Source organism: Yersinia frederiksenii ATCC 33641 (assembly GCF_000754805.1).
Classification (GTDB): Bacteria; Pseudomonadota; Gammaproteobacteria; order Enterobacterales; family Enterobacteriaceae; genus Yersinia; species Yersinia frederiksenii.
Genome location: NZ_KN150731.1, coordinates 2,102,931 through 2,120,171, shown reverse-complemented (window position 1 = coordinate 2,120,171; position 17,241 = coordinate 2,102,931). Strand labels below are relative to the sequence as shown.

The following is a 17,241-nucleotide window of genomic DNA, read 5'->3' as shown; positions in this document are numbered from 1 at the left end:
TTAGTCAAATTCCAGTTCCACCTGCTCATTACCTACCAACGTTCGCAAATCTATCAATAAGCGATCGGTGGGCGTCACGCGCCATGTGGCTCCAAACCGCAGCCGGGCGCGAGCATCTTCCCGTTGGTAATAAAGATGCACTGGGATCGTCCCCGCTCGATGGGGTTCCAACGATTGACGGAGACGGTTCAAAAGCTGGTCATCAATTTGCCTGTCAGTCAGCGATATAGCAAGCCCACGGGCATATTTTTCACGAGCTTCACTGATGTCCATTAACTCACGGGCGGTCATTTTAAGTCCACCACTAAAGTCATCAAAGCTGACCTGTCCAGTGGCTATCAGGATACGGTCTTTTTCCAACAAATGCTGATATTTTTCCAACGCATCGGTGAATAACATCACCTCCAGACGCCCAGAGCGGTCATCCAAAGTACAAATGCCAATACGATTTCCGCGTTTTGTCACCATAACCCTGGCAGCGATAACCAGCCCCGCTGCCATGGTCATTTTGCCCCGATCCGTCGGATGCATATCTTTCAAACGCAGCCCGCCGGCATAACGTTCTATTTCCTTAAGATATTGGGTAATCGGGTGGCCGGTCAGGTACAGCCCCAGCGTTTCCCGCTCACCGTCTAAAACAATTTGTTCCTGCCACGGCGGCACATTAGCATAAGATTGCTCAACCTGCTCAGGTGCATCTGCCAATACACCAAACATATCTACCTGACCAATAGCTTCTGCCTTGGCATGTTGGTCCGCAGCTTTTAATGCTTCGCCCAACGAACTCATTAATGCGGCACGGTGTGGCCCCAGACGGTCGAAGGCACCGGACATAATAAGCTTTTCTAAAATCCGACGATTGAGTTTTTTAGTATCGACTCTGGCACATAGATCAAATAACTCTTTGAAATACCCCCCCTCTTTACGAGCCTCCAGCATCGCCTCAATCGGCCCCTCACCCACACCTTTGATGGCACCAATACCATAAACAATTTCACCGTCATCATTTACATGGAAATGATACAGGCCACTGTTGATATCAGGAGGTAAGATTTTCAGCCCCATGCGCCAGCACTCGTCGACCAGGCCAACGACTTTATCGGTGTTATCCATATCAGCGGTCATTACCGCCGCCATAAATTCAGCCGGATAATGCGCTTTCAACCACAATGTTTGGTAAGAAACCAAAGCATAAGCGGCGGAGTGGGACTTGTTAAAACCATAACCGGCAAATTTCTCTACCAAGTCAAAGATCTTAATCGCCAGTTCACCATCAACGCCCTGACTTTTGGCCCCATCTTCAAACACCGAGCGCTGTTTGGCCATCTCTGCCGGGTTCTTCTTACCCATCGCACGCCGCAACATGTCTGCGCCGCCGAGTGAATAACCAGACAGAACCTGAGCAATCTGCATCACCTGTTCTTGATACAAGATAATGCCATAAGTTGGTTCAAGCACCGGTTTTAGAGATTCATGCTGCCATTCAATATCGGGATAAGAGATAGCTTCACGGCCATGTTTACGGTCGATAAAGTTATCAACCATCCCTGATTGCAATGGACCAGGGCGGAACAGTGCCACCAACGCAATCATATCTTCGAAGCAGTCAGGTTTCAGCCGCTTGATCAGATCTTTCATGCCTCGGGATTCAAGCTGGAACACGGCGGTCGTTTCCGAACGTTGCAGCATATCGAAGCTTTTTTTATCATCCAACGGAATAGAAGCAATATCAATGGGCTCTAAACCGGTTTTGGCGCGCCGGGCGTTAATCATCTCCAGCGCCCAGTTAATGATAGTAAGCGTTCGCAAACCAAGGAAGTCGAACTTCACTAACCCGGCATATTCCACATCGTTTTTATCGAATTGGGTGACCGGGTTTTTCCCTTCGGCATCACAATAAAGTGGAGCAAAATCAGTGATTTTGGTTGGTGCGATAACTACCCCACCAGCATGTTTACCGGCGTTACGTGTTACCCCTTCCAGCTTACGCGCCATATCAATCAGCGCCCTAACCTCTTCATCTGCCTCATAGATTTCTGGCAGTTGCGGTTCTGCGGCGAAGGCTTTCTCCAACGTCATGCCCGGATCAGGCGGGACTAATTTAGAGATGCGATCAACAAAACCATAAGGGTGACCCAGTACACGCCCCACATCACGGATCACCGCTTTGGCAGCCATGGTACCGAAGGTAATAATCTGAGAAACCGCATCACGGCCATACATGTCCGCGACGTGTTCAATCACCAGGTCGCGTTTCTCCATGCAGAAGTCAACGTCGAAGTCGGGCATTGATACACGTTCAGGGTTAAGAAAACGTTCAAACAGAAGGTCAAATTCCAGTGGGTCAAGGTCAGTAATCTTCAGTGCATAGGCTACCAGAGAACCCGCACCTGAGCCTCGTCCTGGGCCTACCGGCACACCGTTATCTTTTGACCACTGGATAAATTCCATAACTATCAAGAAGTAACCAGGGAAGCCCATCTGGTTGATAACTTTCAGTTCGATTTCCAAACGTTCATCATATTCGGGCCGCTTTTGTGCTCGAACTTCAGGGTCTGGGAACAAAAACTCCAGTCGCTCTTCTAAACCTTGTTTAGACTTTTCAACCAGAAAGTCTTCGGTACTCATATCGCCAGTCGGGAACTGAGGTAAAAAATACTCCCCCAGCCGGATGGTCACATTACAACGTTTGGCTATCTCAACACTGTTGATCAGCGCCTCAGGAATGTCGGCAAACAGTTCACACATCTGCTCTTCGTCACGCATAAATTGCTGAGGGCTATAGTTCTTGGGCCGTTTAGGATCAACTAGTGTAAAACCGTCATGGATAGCAACACGAATCTCGTGCGCATCAAAATCTGACTCATCGATAAAACGCACATCATTGGTCGCCACCACGGGCAAACCACGCTCGGTAGCCAGCGCTACTGCGGCATGCAGGTAGTTTTCTTCATCCGGGCGGCCAGTACGGATTAGCTCCAGATAGTAACTATTAGGGAAATGTTCTTGATAAAACTCGAGGCACTGATCAACCTGAACCTGATTACCTCGCAAGATAAACTTACCAACATCCCCCATCCGGCCACCGGACAGGAGAATCAGCCCTTCTTTATGATTAATTAACCAATCACGATCAATAATAGGGCCAGCAGCGCCATAGCCACGTTGATAAGCTTCAGATATCAGTAAAGTCAGGTTTTGGTAACCTTCATTATTGCGTGCCAAAACCGTCAGGTGAGCTAACTCATCACCCAAGATTTCGCTTTGCACATAGAAATCTGCGCCAATGATGGGTTTGATCCCAGCACTATGGGCGCTACCGTAGAATTTTACCAAGCCACACAGGTTGGTAAAATCGGTAATGGCCAGAGCGGGCATGCCCAACGCAGCAGCTCTCTTCACCAAGGGTCCAATCTTGGCTAATCCATCGATCATGGAGTAATCGCTGTGAACACGCAGGTGGACAAAACGAGGTTCGGCCATATCCAGATACCAGAAATTAGTGGATTGAGTTATATCTCCAGCAATTTATTGCCGAAGAATCATATCCATATGTTATGGATGTTACTTCGTTATTGGCACAAAAGTGGTTGGTACCAAAATGGTTTACACCAAACCTAGCACACGTTTTACCGGGCCAAAACTGCGCCGGTGGTGCTCAGTAGCACCGAAGGCTGCCAACGTTTCTAAATGGACAGGGGTTGGATAGCCTTTATGCTGAGCGAAACCATATTCAGGGAAATGAAGATCAAGCTCAGTCATTTCACGGTCACGCGTCACTTTAGCCAGAATGGAGGCAGCGCTAATCTCGGCAACCCGGCTATCACCTTTGACAACAGCCAGTGACGGCATGGCCAGTTTCGGGCAACGATTGCCATCAATCAAGACATAATCAGGGACAATATGCAGCCCAGCAACCGCCCTCTGCATGGCAAGCATTGTTGCGTGCAAGATATTAAGGTGGTCAATCTCTTCTGGCTCTGCGCGGCCAAGGCTCCATGACAGTGCCTTGTCAGTAATTTCGTCATAAAGTGACAAACGTCGTTTTTCACTCAGTTTCTTAGAATCAGCTAAACCGACTATTGGCCGTTTAGGATCAAGAATAACCGCCGCAGTGACAACCGCACCCACTAACGGGCCGCGACCTACTTCATCCACGCCCGCAATCAGATTGGCCTGTGGGTAAATAAAAATATCAGTCATCGTCCGGCTAACTCCAATACAGCCTGTGCTGCTTGCTCATCCGCACCACAGCGGATGCTCTGATGTAAAATCAGAAAATGTGCTTTTAAGGCTTCAACAGCTTCCCCACCTTGCAGCAACGGCAATAGCGCATCGGCTAATTTTTGTGGCTGACATTCGTGCTGTAACAGCTCAGTCACCAGCTCTTCACCAGCTAATAAATTAGGTAACGAGACATAAGGCGTCTTGACCAACTTCTGGGCCAACCAGAATGTGAATGGTTTCATACGATAACCGACCACCATCGGACATTTAGCCAACATGCACTCTAATGCCGCAGTACCAGAAGCCAACAGCGTCGCGTCGCTGGCAATCATTGCCAAACGGGCATTACCATCCAATAAATGTACTGATAAGTCGGGGGCAACTTCAGCTTTAATTCGCTCAAACTGTTCGCGCCGCTTGCTGTTAACCAGCGGAACCAGCACGGTCAATTCCGGTATTTGTTGCTTTAAGATGGCTGCTGTACGCAGAAAATCGCCACTGAGCATTTCTACTTCAGAATGGCGACTACCGGGTAGCAAGGCTAAACAAGGTGTGTTTGCTGCAATGCCAAGTTCTGCTCTCGCCGCTTGTTTATCGGGAGCTAACGGCATGGCATCCGCCATGGTATGGCCGATAAAACGGCAGGGAACATTAAAACGATCGTAAAACGCTTTTTCAAAAGGAAGAAAAGCCAGCACCATATCGGTCGCTTTACCAATTTTGAAAACACGTTTTTGCCGCCAGGCCCAAACAGATGGGCTGACATAATGAATGGTTCGAATACCGCGCTGTTTCAAACGCCCTTCAAGGGTAATATTGAAATCAGGAGCATCGATACCGACAAAAACATCCGGAGAGAGCTCACTGAAACGCTGAGTCAGCTCTTTTCGAATTTTCAACAGTCGTGGCAGGCGCTCTAAAACCTCAACAACCCCCATTACTGCCAATTCCTCCATCTCAAACCAGGCTTCACATCCTTCAGCTTGCATCAGAGGACCTGCCACACCAACAAAGCGCGCGTCAGGAACCTGAGCTTTCAGTGCACGAATTAACCCTGCACCTAAGATGTCGCCAGATGTTTCTCCAGCGACTAAACCAATAGTTAAAGGACGCCCGCTGCTTGACGGACGATCAACAGATAATGGGCTATTTTGCATAGGTCAGCGAATAATGCCGCGAGTCGAACGTTCAAAGAAATCACTGAATGCCTGAACCGCCGGGTGTTGCTTCGCCAGTTCGGCAATTTCTGGCTTAACTTCGTCCAGAGTCCGGCCACTGCGATACAACAGTTTGTATGCATTGCGGATAGCATGAAGTGATTCTTTGTCGAAGCCACGGCGCTTCAACCCTTCGATATTAATACCAAATGGTGTCGCGTGGTTGCCTTGAGCGATGACAAAAGGAGGCACGTCTTGAGCAACACCTGAACAACCGCCCACCATGACATGCGCGCCGATCACGCAGAATTGGTGAACTGCCGTCATACCGCCAATAATGGCATAATCGTCAATTTCTACATGCCCACCCAACGTTGCATTGTTTGCAAGAATACAACGACTGCCAATGATGCAATCATGGGCTATATGGGCATTAATCATGAGTAAATTATCGCTGCCTACTTTGGTTAACCCACCACCTTGGACTGTGCCACGGTGGATAGAAACACTTTCGCGGATACGGTTACGATCGCCGATCTCGACGCGAGTAGGCTCACCTGCATATTTCAGATCTTGGTTAGCTTCACCAATCGAAGCAAACTGATAAATCTGATTATCACAGCCAATTTTTGTTATTCCATTAACGACGACATGGGATTTCAGTTCCGTGCCAGCGCCGATTTCCACCTGGGATCCGACGAAACAGAAGGGGCCAATATGAACGCCGGCACCAATAATGGCACCTTCTTCGACGATAGAACTTGGATGGATAACGGCGGTTTTGTCAATCACGTATCAGGACTCCTTAACGTCAGGCTTTACAACTGCTGCCTCTACTGGCGCTGTTGCCGGTTTGCTACGAGCACACATCATGGTTGCTGTACAAACAATTTCACCATCAACTTTTGCAACACCAGTAAAGCGAGTCAGACCACGGCGTTCTTTGACAAACTCAACTTCCATGATCATTTGATCGCCAGGCACTACTGGGCGCTTGAAGCGGGCTTCATCAATACCAGCAAAATAATAAAGCTCACCTGGTTCAAGTTTACCACGGCTCTTAAATGCCAAGATCCCGGTAGCCTGAGCCATCGCTTCCAATATCAATACACCAGGGAAGATTGGCTTACCTGGAAAGTGGCCTTGAAAAAATGGCTCGTTGAAAGAGACGTTCTTCACTGCACGTAGAAATTTGCCTTCCTCAAAGTCGAGGACGCGATCTACCAGCAAAAACGGAAAACGGTGCGGGAGTAGATCCAAAATCTCTTCGATATGCAGAGTATGAGTGTCAGTAGTCAAAATACTCTTCCTGTCTAAAAACTGATGCTATCAACAACACGGCCTGCACAGCCCCAAATAAGGAGGCATTAGGCAGGCCGCAAATTATGAACTCTTTACACTTACTTTTGGTATTCACTACCAATAAGTTTGATTATTTGCTCAGAGTTTCGGGCTAAAGTGATTATTCTTTATCGATTTTGCGCTCAATAGCTTTTAAGCGTTTATTAATCCCATCAATATTCATCACTAAAGCAGCTGTCTTGCGCCAAACTTTGTTCGGTTGTAGCGGAATTCCGGAGGAGTATAACCCAGGTTCAGTGATTGGACGCATCACCATTCCCATCCCGGTGATTGTAACTTTGTCACAAATCTCCATGTGACCATTGATCACACTGGCACCGCCTATCATACAATAGCGTCCGACTTTCAGACTGCCTGCCATGATAACACCACCCGCAACTGCGGTATTGTCGCCAATCACAACGTTATGTGCAATCTGACATTGGTTATCAATGATCACGCCATTACCAATAATCGTGTTATCCAATGCCCCACGGTCAATCGTTGTACAGGCACCAATCTCAACACGATCGCCAATATGTACAGAACCTAGCTGGGGAATTTTTATCCAGTTACCACGATCATTTGCATAGCCAAAACCATCTGCACCAATGACCGTACCGGATTGAATCAGACAGTTTTGTCCAATCACAACTTCATGATAAACGGAGACATTGGCCCACAAACGGCTACCTGCACCAATGTGAGTATTCTTACCAATAAAGCAGCCAGCACCGATAACAACGTTATCGCCCAGCACAACACCGGACTCTATCACTGCATTTGCACCAATAGAAACCTTCTCTCCCAGCGTTGCCTGCGCAGAAACTACCGCACTTGGGGCAATATCTTGTGCCGGTTGAGGAGTGGTATCCATTATCTGAGCCATGCGCGCATAGGTTAAATAAGGATTTTTAACGACTAAAGCCGCAGACTTACAAAATGGCAAATCTGCCTCAGTCAACACCACAGCCCCTGCATTGCAGGTAGCGAGTTGTTCCTGATAGCGGCTGTTTGACAAAAATGTGATTTGCGAAGGCTCGGCAGAATGCATAGAAGCGATGCCGGTGATGACGAGATCGCCATCACCGTGCACCTGTGCATCCAACTGCTGGGCTAAATCAGCCAGTCGAATTGAAGGCATGTTTTATTTAACCTGTTTCAGCACGTCAGCAGTGATATCTTTAGAAGAGTCTGCATATGCAACAGCATTTGCATCGATCACTACGTCATAACCGCCTTTGCTGGCAACAAGCTTAACAGCATCCTGAATACGGCTCAGAATTTTGTTACGTTCTTCCATCTGACGACGGCGATTGTCTTGCTCAAAAGCCTGGGCTTTGGTAGAGAAAGTTTCACGCTGTTTCATTACGTCGTTTTCCAGCTTGGTACGATCGCTGGCTTTCATGGTAGAACCGTCACGTTGCAGCTTCTGCATTTTAGTCTGCAGATCGCGCTCCATTCCTTGCAGTTCGGTTGCACGGCCTTTGAATTCATTCTCCAGCTGCTTAGCTACGGTTTCACGCGCAGGTAATTGTTGGAAAATGCTGGAAACGTTAACAATAGCAATTTTGTCAGCGGCTTGAACGCTGGCTGAAGCAGCCAATGCTAAACCTAGACCTGCGGCACACAACCACTTTTTCACTATAAACTCCTTACCATTACCCGTTTGTGTCAGAGACACCTTGAAGTGCACTTAATACTGAATAATCCCTAGCATAGCGCCAGTCAAAGCTGACGCTACTTTAGGGTATTTCAACTACCAGTGCTGTCTTTAAAATTCAGTACTACTTCGCCAATCAATTACCAAGTTTTACCAATGTTAAACTGGAATTGCTCTGACTTATCACCTTCGTAATCTTTAACCGGTTTAGCATATGAGAACACTAATGGCCCCAATGGAGACATCCATTGTAAGGACACACCGGCAGACACACGAATATTACTGGCTTTACTGTAATCAGGTATACCTGCAGCACGTGTCTCTGCGGTATTTTCCCAATTAGTATCCCATACCGTACCGGAATCAATGAAGAATGAGGTCCGTACAGAGTTTGAGTATTTCTCACTAATAAACGGTGTTGGTGTAATCAGTTCTAAACTGGCCACCGCCATCGCGTTACCACCAACTGCATCGGTAGAATTATTAACTGTAGCCCCATTATTGGCATAATACGCAGCTTTTGGACCAATGTTATTCGATCGGAAGCCACGAACAGAGCTGGAACCGCCTGCATAGAAGTTCTCGTAGAATGGCATCTCTTTCGAACCGATACCGCCGCCATAACCCAAGCGACCACGGCCCAAGAGCACCCATGAACGATCTTCATCCAATGGCCGATATGCTGATGTATCGAATGTCACCTTGTAGAACTCATTATCAGAGCCTGGCACGGTAACTTTCGTATTCACCGATGATTTCACACCCGAAGTTGGGAAGAAACCACGGTCAAGGTTGTTATATGTCCAACCCAGGTTCAGCGTAAAGTCATCTGTAGTAAAGCCTTCACGACCAGTATAGCCTGGTCGTTGGCCTACTGAATCCAGATAGCGCCACATCGCGACTTGCGGTTCCATATCAGACAGGTCGTTATGGACGTAACCTAAGCCAACACGCAATGAGTTATTTTCATTGATAGGGAAGCCTAAAGTACCGTCAACACCGTAGCTGCTGTTGGTATAGCCAGACAGGTCTGCATTATCTGCTTTAAAGTCATTATAGAAGATACGCCCGCCCAGACTTACACCATCAACAGTGAAGTAAGGGTCAGTTAAGGTAAACTCAGCATAAGTCTGGTAATCATTCTTTGTGCCGTTAAGCCCAACGGTATTACCGGTACCCAACCAGTTATCTTGCTGAACGCCAACCTGGAAGCTTACACCGCTTTCAGTACCGTAACCGATACCAAAGTTCAGGCTACCTGTGTTTCGTTCTTTAACTTTATAAGTCACATCAACCTGATCAGCTGTTCCCGGAACACGCTGAGTTTCAACATCAACGGTTTCGAAATAGCCCAAACGGTTCAACCGTTCTTTACCGGCTTCGACCTGATCATTACCCAGCCATGCACCTTCCATCTGGCGCATTTCACGGCGCAATACGGAATCTTTACTGGTGTCATTGCCTTCGAAACGAACATTACGAACATAGAAACGGTTACCCGCATCTACATTGATATGCAGTTTAACTGTTTTATCAGCGTCGTTAATTTCAGGTTGAGATACCACACGTGGGTAAGCGTAGCCATAGCGGCCCAACATCTTCTTGATGTCTTCTTCCATGCGTGTGACTTTGCTGCCGTTAAACAATTCACCCGGCTCAATCTGGACCAGCTTATCGGCTGCAGATTGGTGACCAGCAAGATTGCCACTCACGACCACACTGTTAAGCTTGTATTGATTGCCTTCAGTAATATTGATTGTGATGTAGATGCCTTTTTTATCTGGCGTCAGGCTCACTTGAGTCGAATCGATATTAAAGCGGGCATAACCACGGTCCAGATAGAAACTGCGCAAAGTTTCAAGGTCACCGGCCAGTTTCTGCTTCTGATATTTGCGATCACCAACAACGTTCCACCATGGCACTTCATCACGCAATTGGAAGCGCGAGATAAGTTCATCAGTGGTGAAACTGTGGTTACCTACGATGTTGATCTGCTGAATTTTTGCAGACACACCTTCAGTAAAGACCAGTTTGAGATCGACACGATTACGTGGTAGTGGCGTAACAACAGCTTTCACTGAAGCGCTGTATTTACCCACACTGTAGTAGAAGTCTTCGAGTCCTTTTTCAATGTTGGATATAGTGGTACGGTCCAGGGCTTCGCCAACCCGGACGCCAGAGGCCTCCAGATTCTGCTTAAGCATGTCATCTTTCACCGCTTTATTACCGGAGAAAGTGATGCTGGCAATCGTTGGGCGTTCTTTGACTTGAACAATCAGCGTATCACCATCGCGCAGGACACGAACGTCCTCGAAGTTGCCTGTAGCAAACAACGCACGGATAGTATTACCGATGTCATCATCACTGACGGTATCGCCTACGCGAACCGGCATATTAAGTAACGCCGCACCGACGGCGACCCGTTGCAGGCCTTCGAAATGAATATCTTTCACTACGAACCCGTCTGCACCGTATACGGTGGCGCTGCCAAACAGCAGCGACGCTATGAGCAACTTTTTCATCGCCATCGTTGTTATGCGTTCTTCCTAACCTATCCCCAGCCGTTAAAGACGGGAGAAATCATTGAAAAGTGCAAGCCCCATTAATAGCACCAGCAAAACCGAGCCGATGCGATAACTGAAGTCTTGTACTCGCTCAGAAACCGGCCCACCCTTCAGCTTTTCTATCGCCAGGAAGAGCAGATGTCCACCATCTAACACCGGTAACGGGAACAAATTGATAATGCCCAAATTGACACTGATTAGCGCCAAAAACATCAGGTAATATACCAATCCGTACTCAGCTGAAACCCCAGCACCTTGTGCAATAGATATCGGGCCACTCAAGTTATTCAGCTTAACATCACCAGTAATCAGTTTACCCAACATGCTTACCGTCAACCGCATCAACTGCCAGGTTTTATCCCCAGCTTGGTAGAATGCCGTAAACGGACCATATTGGCGAATCGTTCTATATTCATCCGGAAGCGGTATAACTTTCGGCACTACACCCGCAAAACCTTCACTGCGGTTTTCTCCAACCGATTTTGTATCTGGTATCAAGGTTAAAGACAAGGGGGTACCTCCCCTTTCAATATCTAACACCAGTGCTTTACCGGGGTTATCTCGAACTTGTAAAACAAATGTTTGCCAGCGGTCCAATAACTGGCCACCAACTTTAACTATCCTATCCCCCGCTTGTAAACCCGCTCTTTCTGCCGCTGACCCTGATTGGACTTCAGCCAGAACGGATTCAATCTGCGGTCCACGAGGAATAATACCCAATGCTACGACAGGATCTTGTTTATCTGGTTCAAATTGCCACTGTTGCAAATCCAAGGTTTTTTGCACCACATTGGTAGAACCAAATGGCGCAACACCAACTTGTGTTTGCTTATCGCCAATTTTACTGATTAATGCCAAACGAACAGAATCCCAGTCAGGCGTTTCGATACCATCTACAGACTTAAGTTCCATTCCCGGAGAAATATTGGCTTGTGCAGCAATGGATTGTGGTGAAATATCCCCCACAACCGGGCGTACACTTGGCACACCAATGATAAACACTAGCCAGTATGCAATTACCGCAAAAAGGAAGTTGGCAATAGGACCCGCGCTGACGATTGCCGCGCGTTGTAAAACAGTTTTGTTGTTAAAGGATTGATGGCGGAATTCTGGCGCGACAGCCTCTACCCGCTCATCCAACATTTTAACGTAGCCACCCAATGGAATAAGGGCGATAACATACTCGGTACCCAGGCGATCAGTCCGACGCCATAGCGCTTTACCAAAACCGACCGAAAAGCGCTCAACACGGACACCACAGCGCCGAGCCACCCAAAAGTGACCGAACTCATGCACTGTAATTAAGATCCCCAGTGCGATAATAAACGCGGCCAGGCTCCAGAGTATGCTCATCATATTCCCTAAACTCCCCGTCAGTGACGGATTAAAACACTAACAGCATTAAGCAGGCAAATACCGGCACAGCTGCGGTCAGGCTATCGATACGATCCAGTATCCCACCATGACCAGGAATCAAATGACCACTGTCTTTGATTCCCGCTTCACGTTTAAACATACTTTCGGTCAAATCGCCGAGTACCGAGGCCAATGCAGCAACCACGGAACAGATTAACAGCTTTTCCGGGATGATATCCAACGGAGCGTATCGACCAAACAACCATGATATCAGAGCTGATGTCAGTAAACCGCCAATTAATCCCTCCCAGGTTTTACCTGGCGAGACTTTAGGCGCTAATTTGTGTTTACCGAACAGTTTTCCGAACATATAAGCACCGGAATCAGCCCCCCACACCAAGAGCATCACATACAGTAACCACCAGGCACCGATATTATGGTTCTGTTCATAGCCATACTGACGCAGCGCAACCATGCCCCAGAAGAACGGGACAATCGTCAGAATGCCGAAAATTATACGCAAGAGGCGAGAGTCGCGCCAGAACGCCGCTGAACGTGGATAAGTCAGCACCAACATCAATGCAGTCATCCACCAGCCCATAGAGAGCCAGAGTGGCACACTCACTTGTGGGAGATGCGCTGAATGCTGATAAGCGGGGAGACTAAGCAGCATCAAAACAAGAAGAAAACCACAGAGTATGGCTAACCAAATACGCTGAGAACGACTGGCAAACCCGGCTAATTGCCCCCACTCCCAGGCTGCAAGCATGCAGACAACGAGAGTAACAATAGCAAAACCAACCGGCGGAAGCAGGAACAGTGCACCAATGACAACCGGAATCAAAATCAAAGCAGTTATGAGACGATACTTCAGCAAAAGTTCCCCCTAGGATGCAGTGGCATCGATAGGTGTAGTTCCCCCGAAGCGACGCTCGCGTTGTGCAAATGCATTCAGCGCACCTTCAAAGACATGTTCATCAAAATCAGGCCAGAGTACATCAGTAAAGTAAAGTTCAGCATAGGCAATTTGCCACAACAAGAAATTACTGATGCGATGTTCACCACCGGTTCTGATCACTAAATCTACCTCAGATTGCTCATGCAGGCAGATATGCGAGTTTAGCGATTCTTCACTGATATCTGCGGGTTGCAACTCGCCTAGCTGTACCTGCTCAGCTAAGTGACGCATTCCCTGAATAATATCCCAACGGCCACCATAATTGGCAGCAATGTTCAGCTTCAGACCGTCATTATCTGCAGTTAACTCTTCTGAGCGACGGATCCGTTGTTGCAAACGTTCACTAAATCGACTGATATCACCAATAACTGATAAACGAACATTATGTTTATGCAGACTTTTTACTTCGCTGTCCAGCGCTCGAACAAAAAGCTCCATCAGAGCGCTGACTTCTTGAGCAGGGCGGTTCCAGTTTTCACTGCTGAAAGCATAAAGCGTGAGTGCGTCTAATTGATGAGAAGCGGCAAAACTCACGGCACGGCGAACCGACTTCACCCCTGCTTTATGACCGAAAACCCTTAATTTCCCCCGATTTTTAGCCCAACGCCCATTGCCGTCCATAATAATAGCAACATGACGCGGAGTCAGGGGGGACAAGTTAGCCCTATCTTCATTTACAGACGACATAATGCGAACTCATTTCCTCAATAAATCAATTGTTCGTCCCGAACATTAGGCAGTAAGCGCACAAAAAAAGCCGTGTACCAAGTCACGGCTTCTCAAGTGACAGCCAAAATAGACGGTTTAAATACCTATTGGGCCACTAATCAATGGTCTATCCATCCATTGATAATGCTGACTATACCATCTCAGCCCTGCCCTAACAAATTCCCACATCAGTAGATAAGGCTTTTAATTATTCAATTTTGCTATTGCTTTCGTTGCCATATCACGTGCCTGGCGGTCAATCACCAGCACCTCGTCCACACTGGTTGGTTCTTGCAACGATAAATGCTCTACAACAGTACGATTGATTGCTGCAATGTCAGTGAAACGAATTATCGAATCCAAGAATGCCATCACAGAAATTTCATTTGCTGCATTGAGCGCTGTCGTCGCAGCCTGCCCTGCGTTAGATGCATCAATGGCCAGTTTCAAACATGGATAACGTTGATAGTCCGGGTCACCAAAGGTCAATTCACGAATCTTGCAAAAATCCAAGGGAGCGACACCGGAGTTAACTCGCATCGGGTACGCCATCGCGTGCGCAATAGGTGTGCGCATATCTGGAGCGCCCATTTGTGCCAATACACTCCCATCATGATAGCGGACCATCGAGTGAATGACAGATTGAGGATGCAAAATCACTTCTATCTGCTCCGCGCTGGCATTAAATAGCCAGCGAGCCTCGATATACTCCAGCCCTTTATTCATCATAGTCGCTGAGTCGACTGAAATTTTACGCCCCATAGACCAGTTGGGATGTGCACAAGCTTGGTCCGGTGTGACATCAGCAAATTGTGATAACGGGGTTTCTCGCAGTGGGCCACCAGAGCCAGTTAAAATAATGCGGGAGACACCATGCTCACTCAAAGAAGAATAGCCTAATTGGCGCTGAACGTTTTCAGGTAAACTCTGAAAAATAGCATTATGTTCGCTATCGATGGGGAGTAACTGTGCGTGGCTGTGCTTCACTTCATCCATAAAGAGCTTGCCACAGGTAATTAGCGATTCTTTATTAGCCAGCAATACCTGCTTGCCTTTACGGATAGCCGCTAATGTAGAAGGTAACCCTGCCACACCCACAATGGCCGCCATTACCTGGTCGACATCATCTAAAGCGGCTAATTCACAGGCCGCCTTTTCGCCTGAATAAACTTCAGTTTGAGAACCATGCTCAGCTAATAACCGACGTAATGCTGCCGCCGATTCTTCATCTGACATTGCTGCATAGCGGGGAGAGAACTCAAGGCATTGCTGGGCCATCTGTTCGACATTGCGGCCAGCCACCAGCGCAGTTACTTTGAATAATTCGGGATTCGTGCGTACAACACCCAAGGTGCTGTTGCCGATGGAACCAGTAGAACCAAGAATAGTCAGTTGCTTCATGAGAGTGCTCTGAATAACTGTTTTTATGATAGGCGAGGCATCGACCGACCTGTACAACAGGCGATAAACTTTTATCCTCAAACCCAATTGTATGGCGCTTTATTGTCAATAAGCTTATTGCGCCGATAATCTATTGTTTTAATAAGATATTTAGCCAATAAAGCATCAGCCTAATAAAACATTAAACCGACTAAAAACAAAGCGCCGCCGAAGCGACGCTCTGCCATTACGAATGAGGATTAGAAATCCATCAACTCGGTTTCTTTCGCAGCCAAGGCCGCATCAACTTTCTTGATGAAAGCATCGGTCAGCTTTTGTATCTCATCTTGAGAACGGCGATCTTCGTCTTCGCTGATCTCTTTATCTTTCAACAACGCTTTCACTTTTTCGTTTGCATCACGGCGCACGTTGCGAATTGAGACGCGGCCCTGCTCTGCTTCTGCGCGCACAACTTTAATCAAGTCTTTACGGCGCTCTTCAGTCAATGCTGGCAGCGGAACACGGATAACAGTCCCTGCAGAAGAAGGATTCAGACCTAAATCTGAGGTCATGATTGCTTTCTCAACGGCGGCGCTCAGGCTGCGGTCAAAAACAGTCAACGCCAGAGTACGGGAGTCTTCAACAATGATGTTAGCCAACTGGCGCAATGGCGTAGCAGTGCCATAATACTCAACCTGAATGCCATCAAGGATGCTTGGAGAAGCGCGACCAGTACGAATCTTACTAATATGACTCTGGAAGACTTCTAAGCATTTCTCCATGCGTACTTCGGTATCTTTTCTAATTTCGTTAATCACGTTGTGAACCCTTGAAAACTGGTTACTTGTCAGGCCATAACTTAAGTATAGCCGGTGAATATACAAACCAACAGTTGCTGGCTAAAGGGGCAAAAGATCAATCCAGATGCCCCTGACAGTACGGGAAGTCGCTTATTTAGCTACCGCTGTCACTTCTTTAGTGATCAACGTCCCTTCATTCTCACCCATCACCACACGACGCAGAGCACCAGGTTTATTCATGTTGAAGACCCGAATTGGCAAGTTGTGGTCACGGGCCAAAGTGAAGGCCGCCAGATCCATAACTTTCAACTCACGCTCTAAAACGTCTTGATAGGTTAACTGTTCGTACAATGTCGCGTCAGGATTTTTCACCGGATCTGCAGAGTAAACCCCATCGACTTTTGTTGCTTTCAACACAACATCAGCTTCAATCTCGATGCCGCGCAAACAAGCCGCAGAATCCGTGGTGAAGAATGGGTTACCTGTACCCGCAGCAAAGATCACCACTCGGTTGTGACGCAGCAGGCTGATTGCTTCAGCCCAGCTGTAATTATCACACACACCATTAAGTGGAATAGCAGACATCAGGCGGGCGTTCACATAGGCACGGTGCAGTGCATCTCGCATTGCCAGGCCGTTCATTACGGTAGCCAGCATTCCCATGTGGTCGCCCACTACACGGTTCATCCCTGCCTGTGCTAAACCGGCACCGCGGAATAAGTTACCACCGCCAATGACCACACCGACCTGAATGCCCAATTCGACCAGCTCTTTAACTTCTTGAGCCATGCGATCCAAAACGCTTGCGTCGATACCAAAACCTTCTGCGCCTTGCAAGGCTTCGCCACTAAGCTTAAGCAGGATACGCTGATATACGGGTTTTGCATTGGTTGCCATGGTGTTCTGTCCTAAGCAGCAGTAAAAATATTGGAGACTTGACCGTCAGAACTTCAAAGCCATATTTTGCGTTGAAAACTGACCGGACTAAGATTATACCCTAAATAATTCGAGTTTCAGGAGGACGACAACTGAGCGAGTCCTCAGGAGCTTACATCAGTAAGGGACTGAGGTGAACGAAGGCAGTCAA

Annotated in this window: 14 protein-coding genes; all 14 read right to left on the bottom strand. The window is 47.6% G+C overall.

Going from position 1 to position 17,241, the window contains the following annotated elements:
* On the bottom strand, window positions 1-3,483 hold the full coding sequence (gene dnaE / locus DJ58_RS12380) for a DNA polymerase III subunit alpha (protein ID WP_004706688.1): 3,483 nt from the start codon (window positions 3,481-3,483) through the stop codon (window positions 1-3).
* Between the two features lie 123 nt (window positions 3,484-3,606).
* Complete coding sequence (rnhB, locus tag DJ58_RS12385) at window positions 3,607-4,203, bottom strand: ribonuclease HII (RefSeq protein WP_032910239.1); 597 nt, start codon at window positions 4,201-4,203, stop codon at window positions 3,607-3,609.
* Window positions 4,200-5,384, bottom strand: coding sequence for a lipid-A-disaccharide synthase (gene lpxB / locus DJ58_RS12390; RefSeq protein WP_004706690.1), 1,185 nt, complete (start codon window positions 5,382-5,384; stop codon window positions 4,200-4,202). The genes rnhB and lpxB overlap by 4 nt, the downstream gene beginning before the upstream one ends.
* Window positions 5,385-5,387: 3 nt before the next feature.
* Window positions 5,388-6,176 carry an acyl-ACP--UDP-N-acetylglucosamine O-acyltransferase gene (gene lpxA / locus DJ58_RS12395; RefSeq protein WP_004706691.1) on the bottom strand — a complete coding sequence of 263 codons (789 nt, stop codon included), beginning with the start codon at window positions 6,174-6,176 and terminating at the stop codon, window positions 5,388-5,390.
* A gap of 3 nt (window positions 6,177-6,179) precedes the next feature.
* Entirely contained in the window at window positions 6,180-6,683 is a 504-nt protein-coding gene (gene fabZ / locus DJ58_RS12400; RefSeq protein WP_032910240.1) for a 3-hydroxyacyl-ACP dehydratase FabZ, read from the bottom strand.
* Between the two features lie 163 nt (window positions 6,684-6,846).
* A complete protein-coding gene (gene lpxD / locus DJ58_RS12405; protein WP_004706693.1) occupies window positions 6,847-7,869 on the bottom strand; it encodes a UDP-3-O-(3-hydroxymyristoyl)glucosamine N-acyltransferase in 1,023 nt (340 codons plus the stop codon).
* A 3-nt stretch (window positions 7,870-7,872) separates the two neighbouring features.
* Window positions 7,873-8,370 carry a molecular chaperone Skp gene (gene skp / locus DJ58_RS12410; protein ID WP_032910241.1) on the bottom strand — a complete coding sequence of 166 codons (498 nt, stop codon included), beginning with the start codon at window positions 8,368-8,370 and terminating at the stop codon, window positions 7,873-7,875.
* A 158-nt stretch (window positions 8,371-8,528) separates the two neighbouring features.
* Window positions 8,529-10,916, bottom strand: coding sequence for an outer membrane protein assembly factor BamA (gene bamA / locus DJ58_RS12415; RefSeq protein WP_004706695.1), 2,388 nt, complete (start codon window positions 10,914-10,916; stop codon window positions 8,529-8,531).
* A gap of 36 nt (window positions 10,917-10,952) precedes the next feature.
* Window positions 10,953-12,308: a sigma E protease regulator RseP gene (gene rseP, locus DJ58_RS12420; RefSeq protein ID WP_004706696.1), complete on the bottom strand. Its 1,356-nt coding sequence runs from the start codon at window positions 12,306-12,308 to the stop codon at window positions 10,953-10,955.
* A gap of 28 nt (window positions 12,309-12,336) precedes the next feature.
* Window positions 12,337-13,185, bottom strand: coding sequence for a phosphatidate cytidylyltransferase (gene cdsA, locus DJ58_RS12425; RefSeq protein WP_032910242.1), 849 nt, complete (start codon window positions 13,183-13,185; stop codon window positions 12,337-12,339).
* 9 nt (window positions 13,186-13,194) lie between these two features.
* A complete protein-coding gene (gene ispU, locus DJ58_RS12430) occupies window positions 13,195-13,953 on the bottom strand; it encodes a (2E,6E)-farnesyl-diphosphate-specific ditrans,polycis-undecaprenyl-diphosphate synthase (RefSeq protein ID WP_032910243.1) in 759 nt (252 codons plus the stop codon).
* 225 nt (window positions 13,954-14,178) lie between these two features.
* Entirely contained in the window at window positions 14,179-15,375 is a 1,197-nt protein-coding gene (gene ispC, locus DJ58_RS12435; RefSeq protein ID WP_004706699.1) for a 1-deoxy-D-xylulose-5-phosphate reductoisomerase, read from the bottom strand.
* A gap of 239 nt (window positions 15,376-15,614) precedes the next feature.
* Entirely contained in the window at window positions 15,615-16,172 is a 558-nt protein-coding gene (gene frr / locus DJ58_RS12440; protein ID WP_004706700.1) for a ribosome recycling factor, read from the bottom strand.
* Window positions 16,173-16,304: 132 nt separating this feature from the next.
* A complete protein-coding gene (gene pyrH, locus DJ58_RS12445; RefSeq protein ID WP_004706701.1) occupies window positions 16,305-17,051 on the bottom strand; it encodes a UMP kinase in 747 nt (248 codons plus the stop codon).
* Between the last annotated feature and the right edge of the window lie 190 nt (window positions 17,052-17,241).

Bases quoted from the DNA above. Each gene is read 5' to 3' on its own strand.
- dnaE (WP_004706688.1), bottom strand. From the start codon at position 3,483: ATGGCCGAACCTCGTTTTGTCCACCTGCGTGTTCACAGCGATTACTCC.
- rnhB (WP_032910239.1), bottom strand. From the start codon at position 4,203: ATGACTGATATTTTTATTTACCCACAGGCCAATCTGATTGCGGGCGTG.
- lpxB (WP_004706690.1), bottom strand. From the start codon at position 5,384: ATGCAAAATAGCCCATTATCTGTTGATCGTCCGTCAAGCAGCGGGCGT.
- lpxD (WP_004706693.1), bottom strand. From the start codon at position 7,869: ATGCCTTCAATTCGACTGGCTGATTTAGCCCAGCAGTTGGATGCACAG.
- bamA (WP_004706695.1), bottom strand. From the start codon at position 10,916: ATGGCGATGAAAAAGTTGCTCATAGCGTCGCTGCTGTTTGGCAGCGCC.
- rseP (WP_004706696.1), bottom strand. From the start codon at position 12,308: ATGATGAGCATACTCTGGAGCCTGGCCGCGTTTATTATCGCACTGGGG.
- ispU (WP_032910243.1), bottom strand. From the start codon at position 13,953: ATGTCGTCTGTAAATGAAGATAGGGCTAACTTGTCCCCCCTGACTCCG.
- ispC (WP_004706699.1), bottom strand. From the start codon at position 15,375: ATGAAGCAACTGACTATTCTTGGTTCTACTGGTTCCATCGGCAACAGC.
- pyrH (WP_004706701.1), bottom strand. From the start codon at position 17,051: ATGGCAACCAATGCAAAACCCGTATATCAGCGTATCCTGCTTAAGCTT.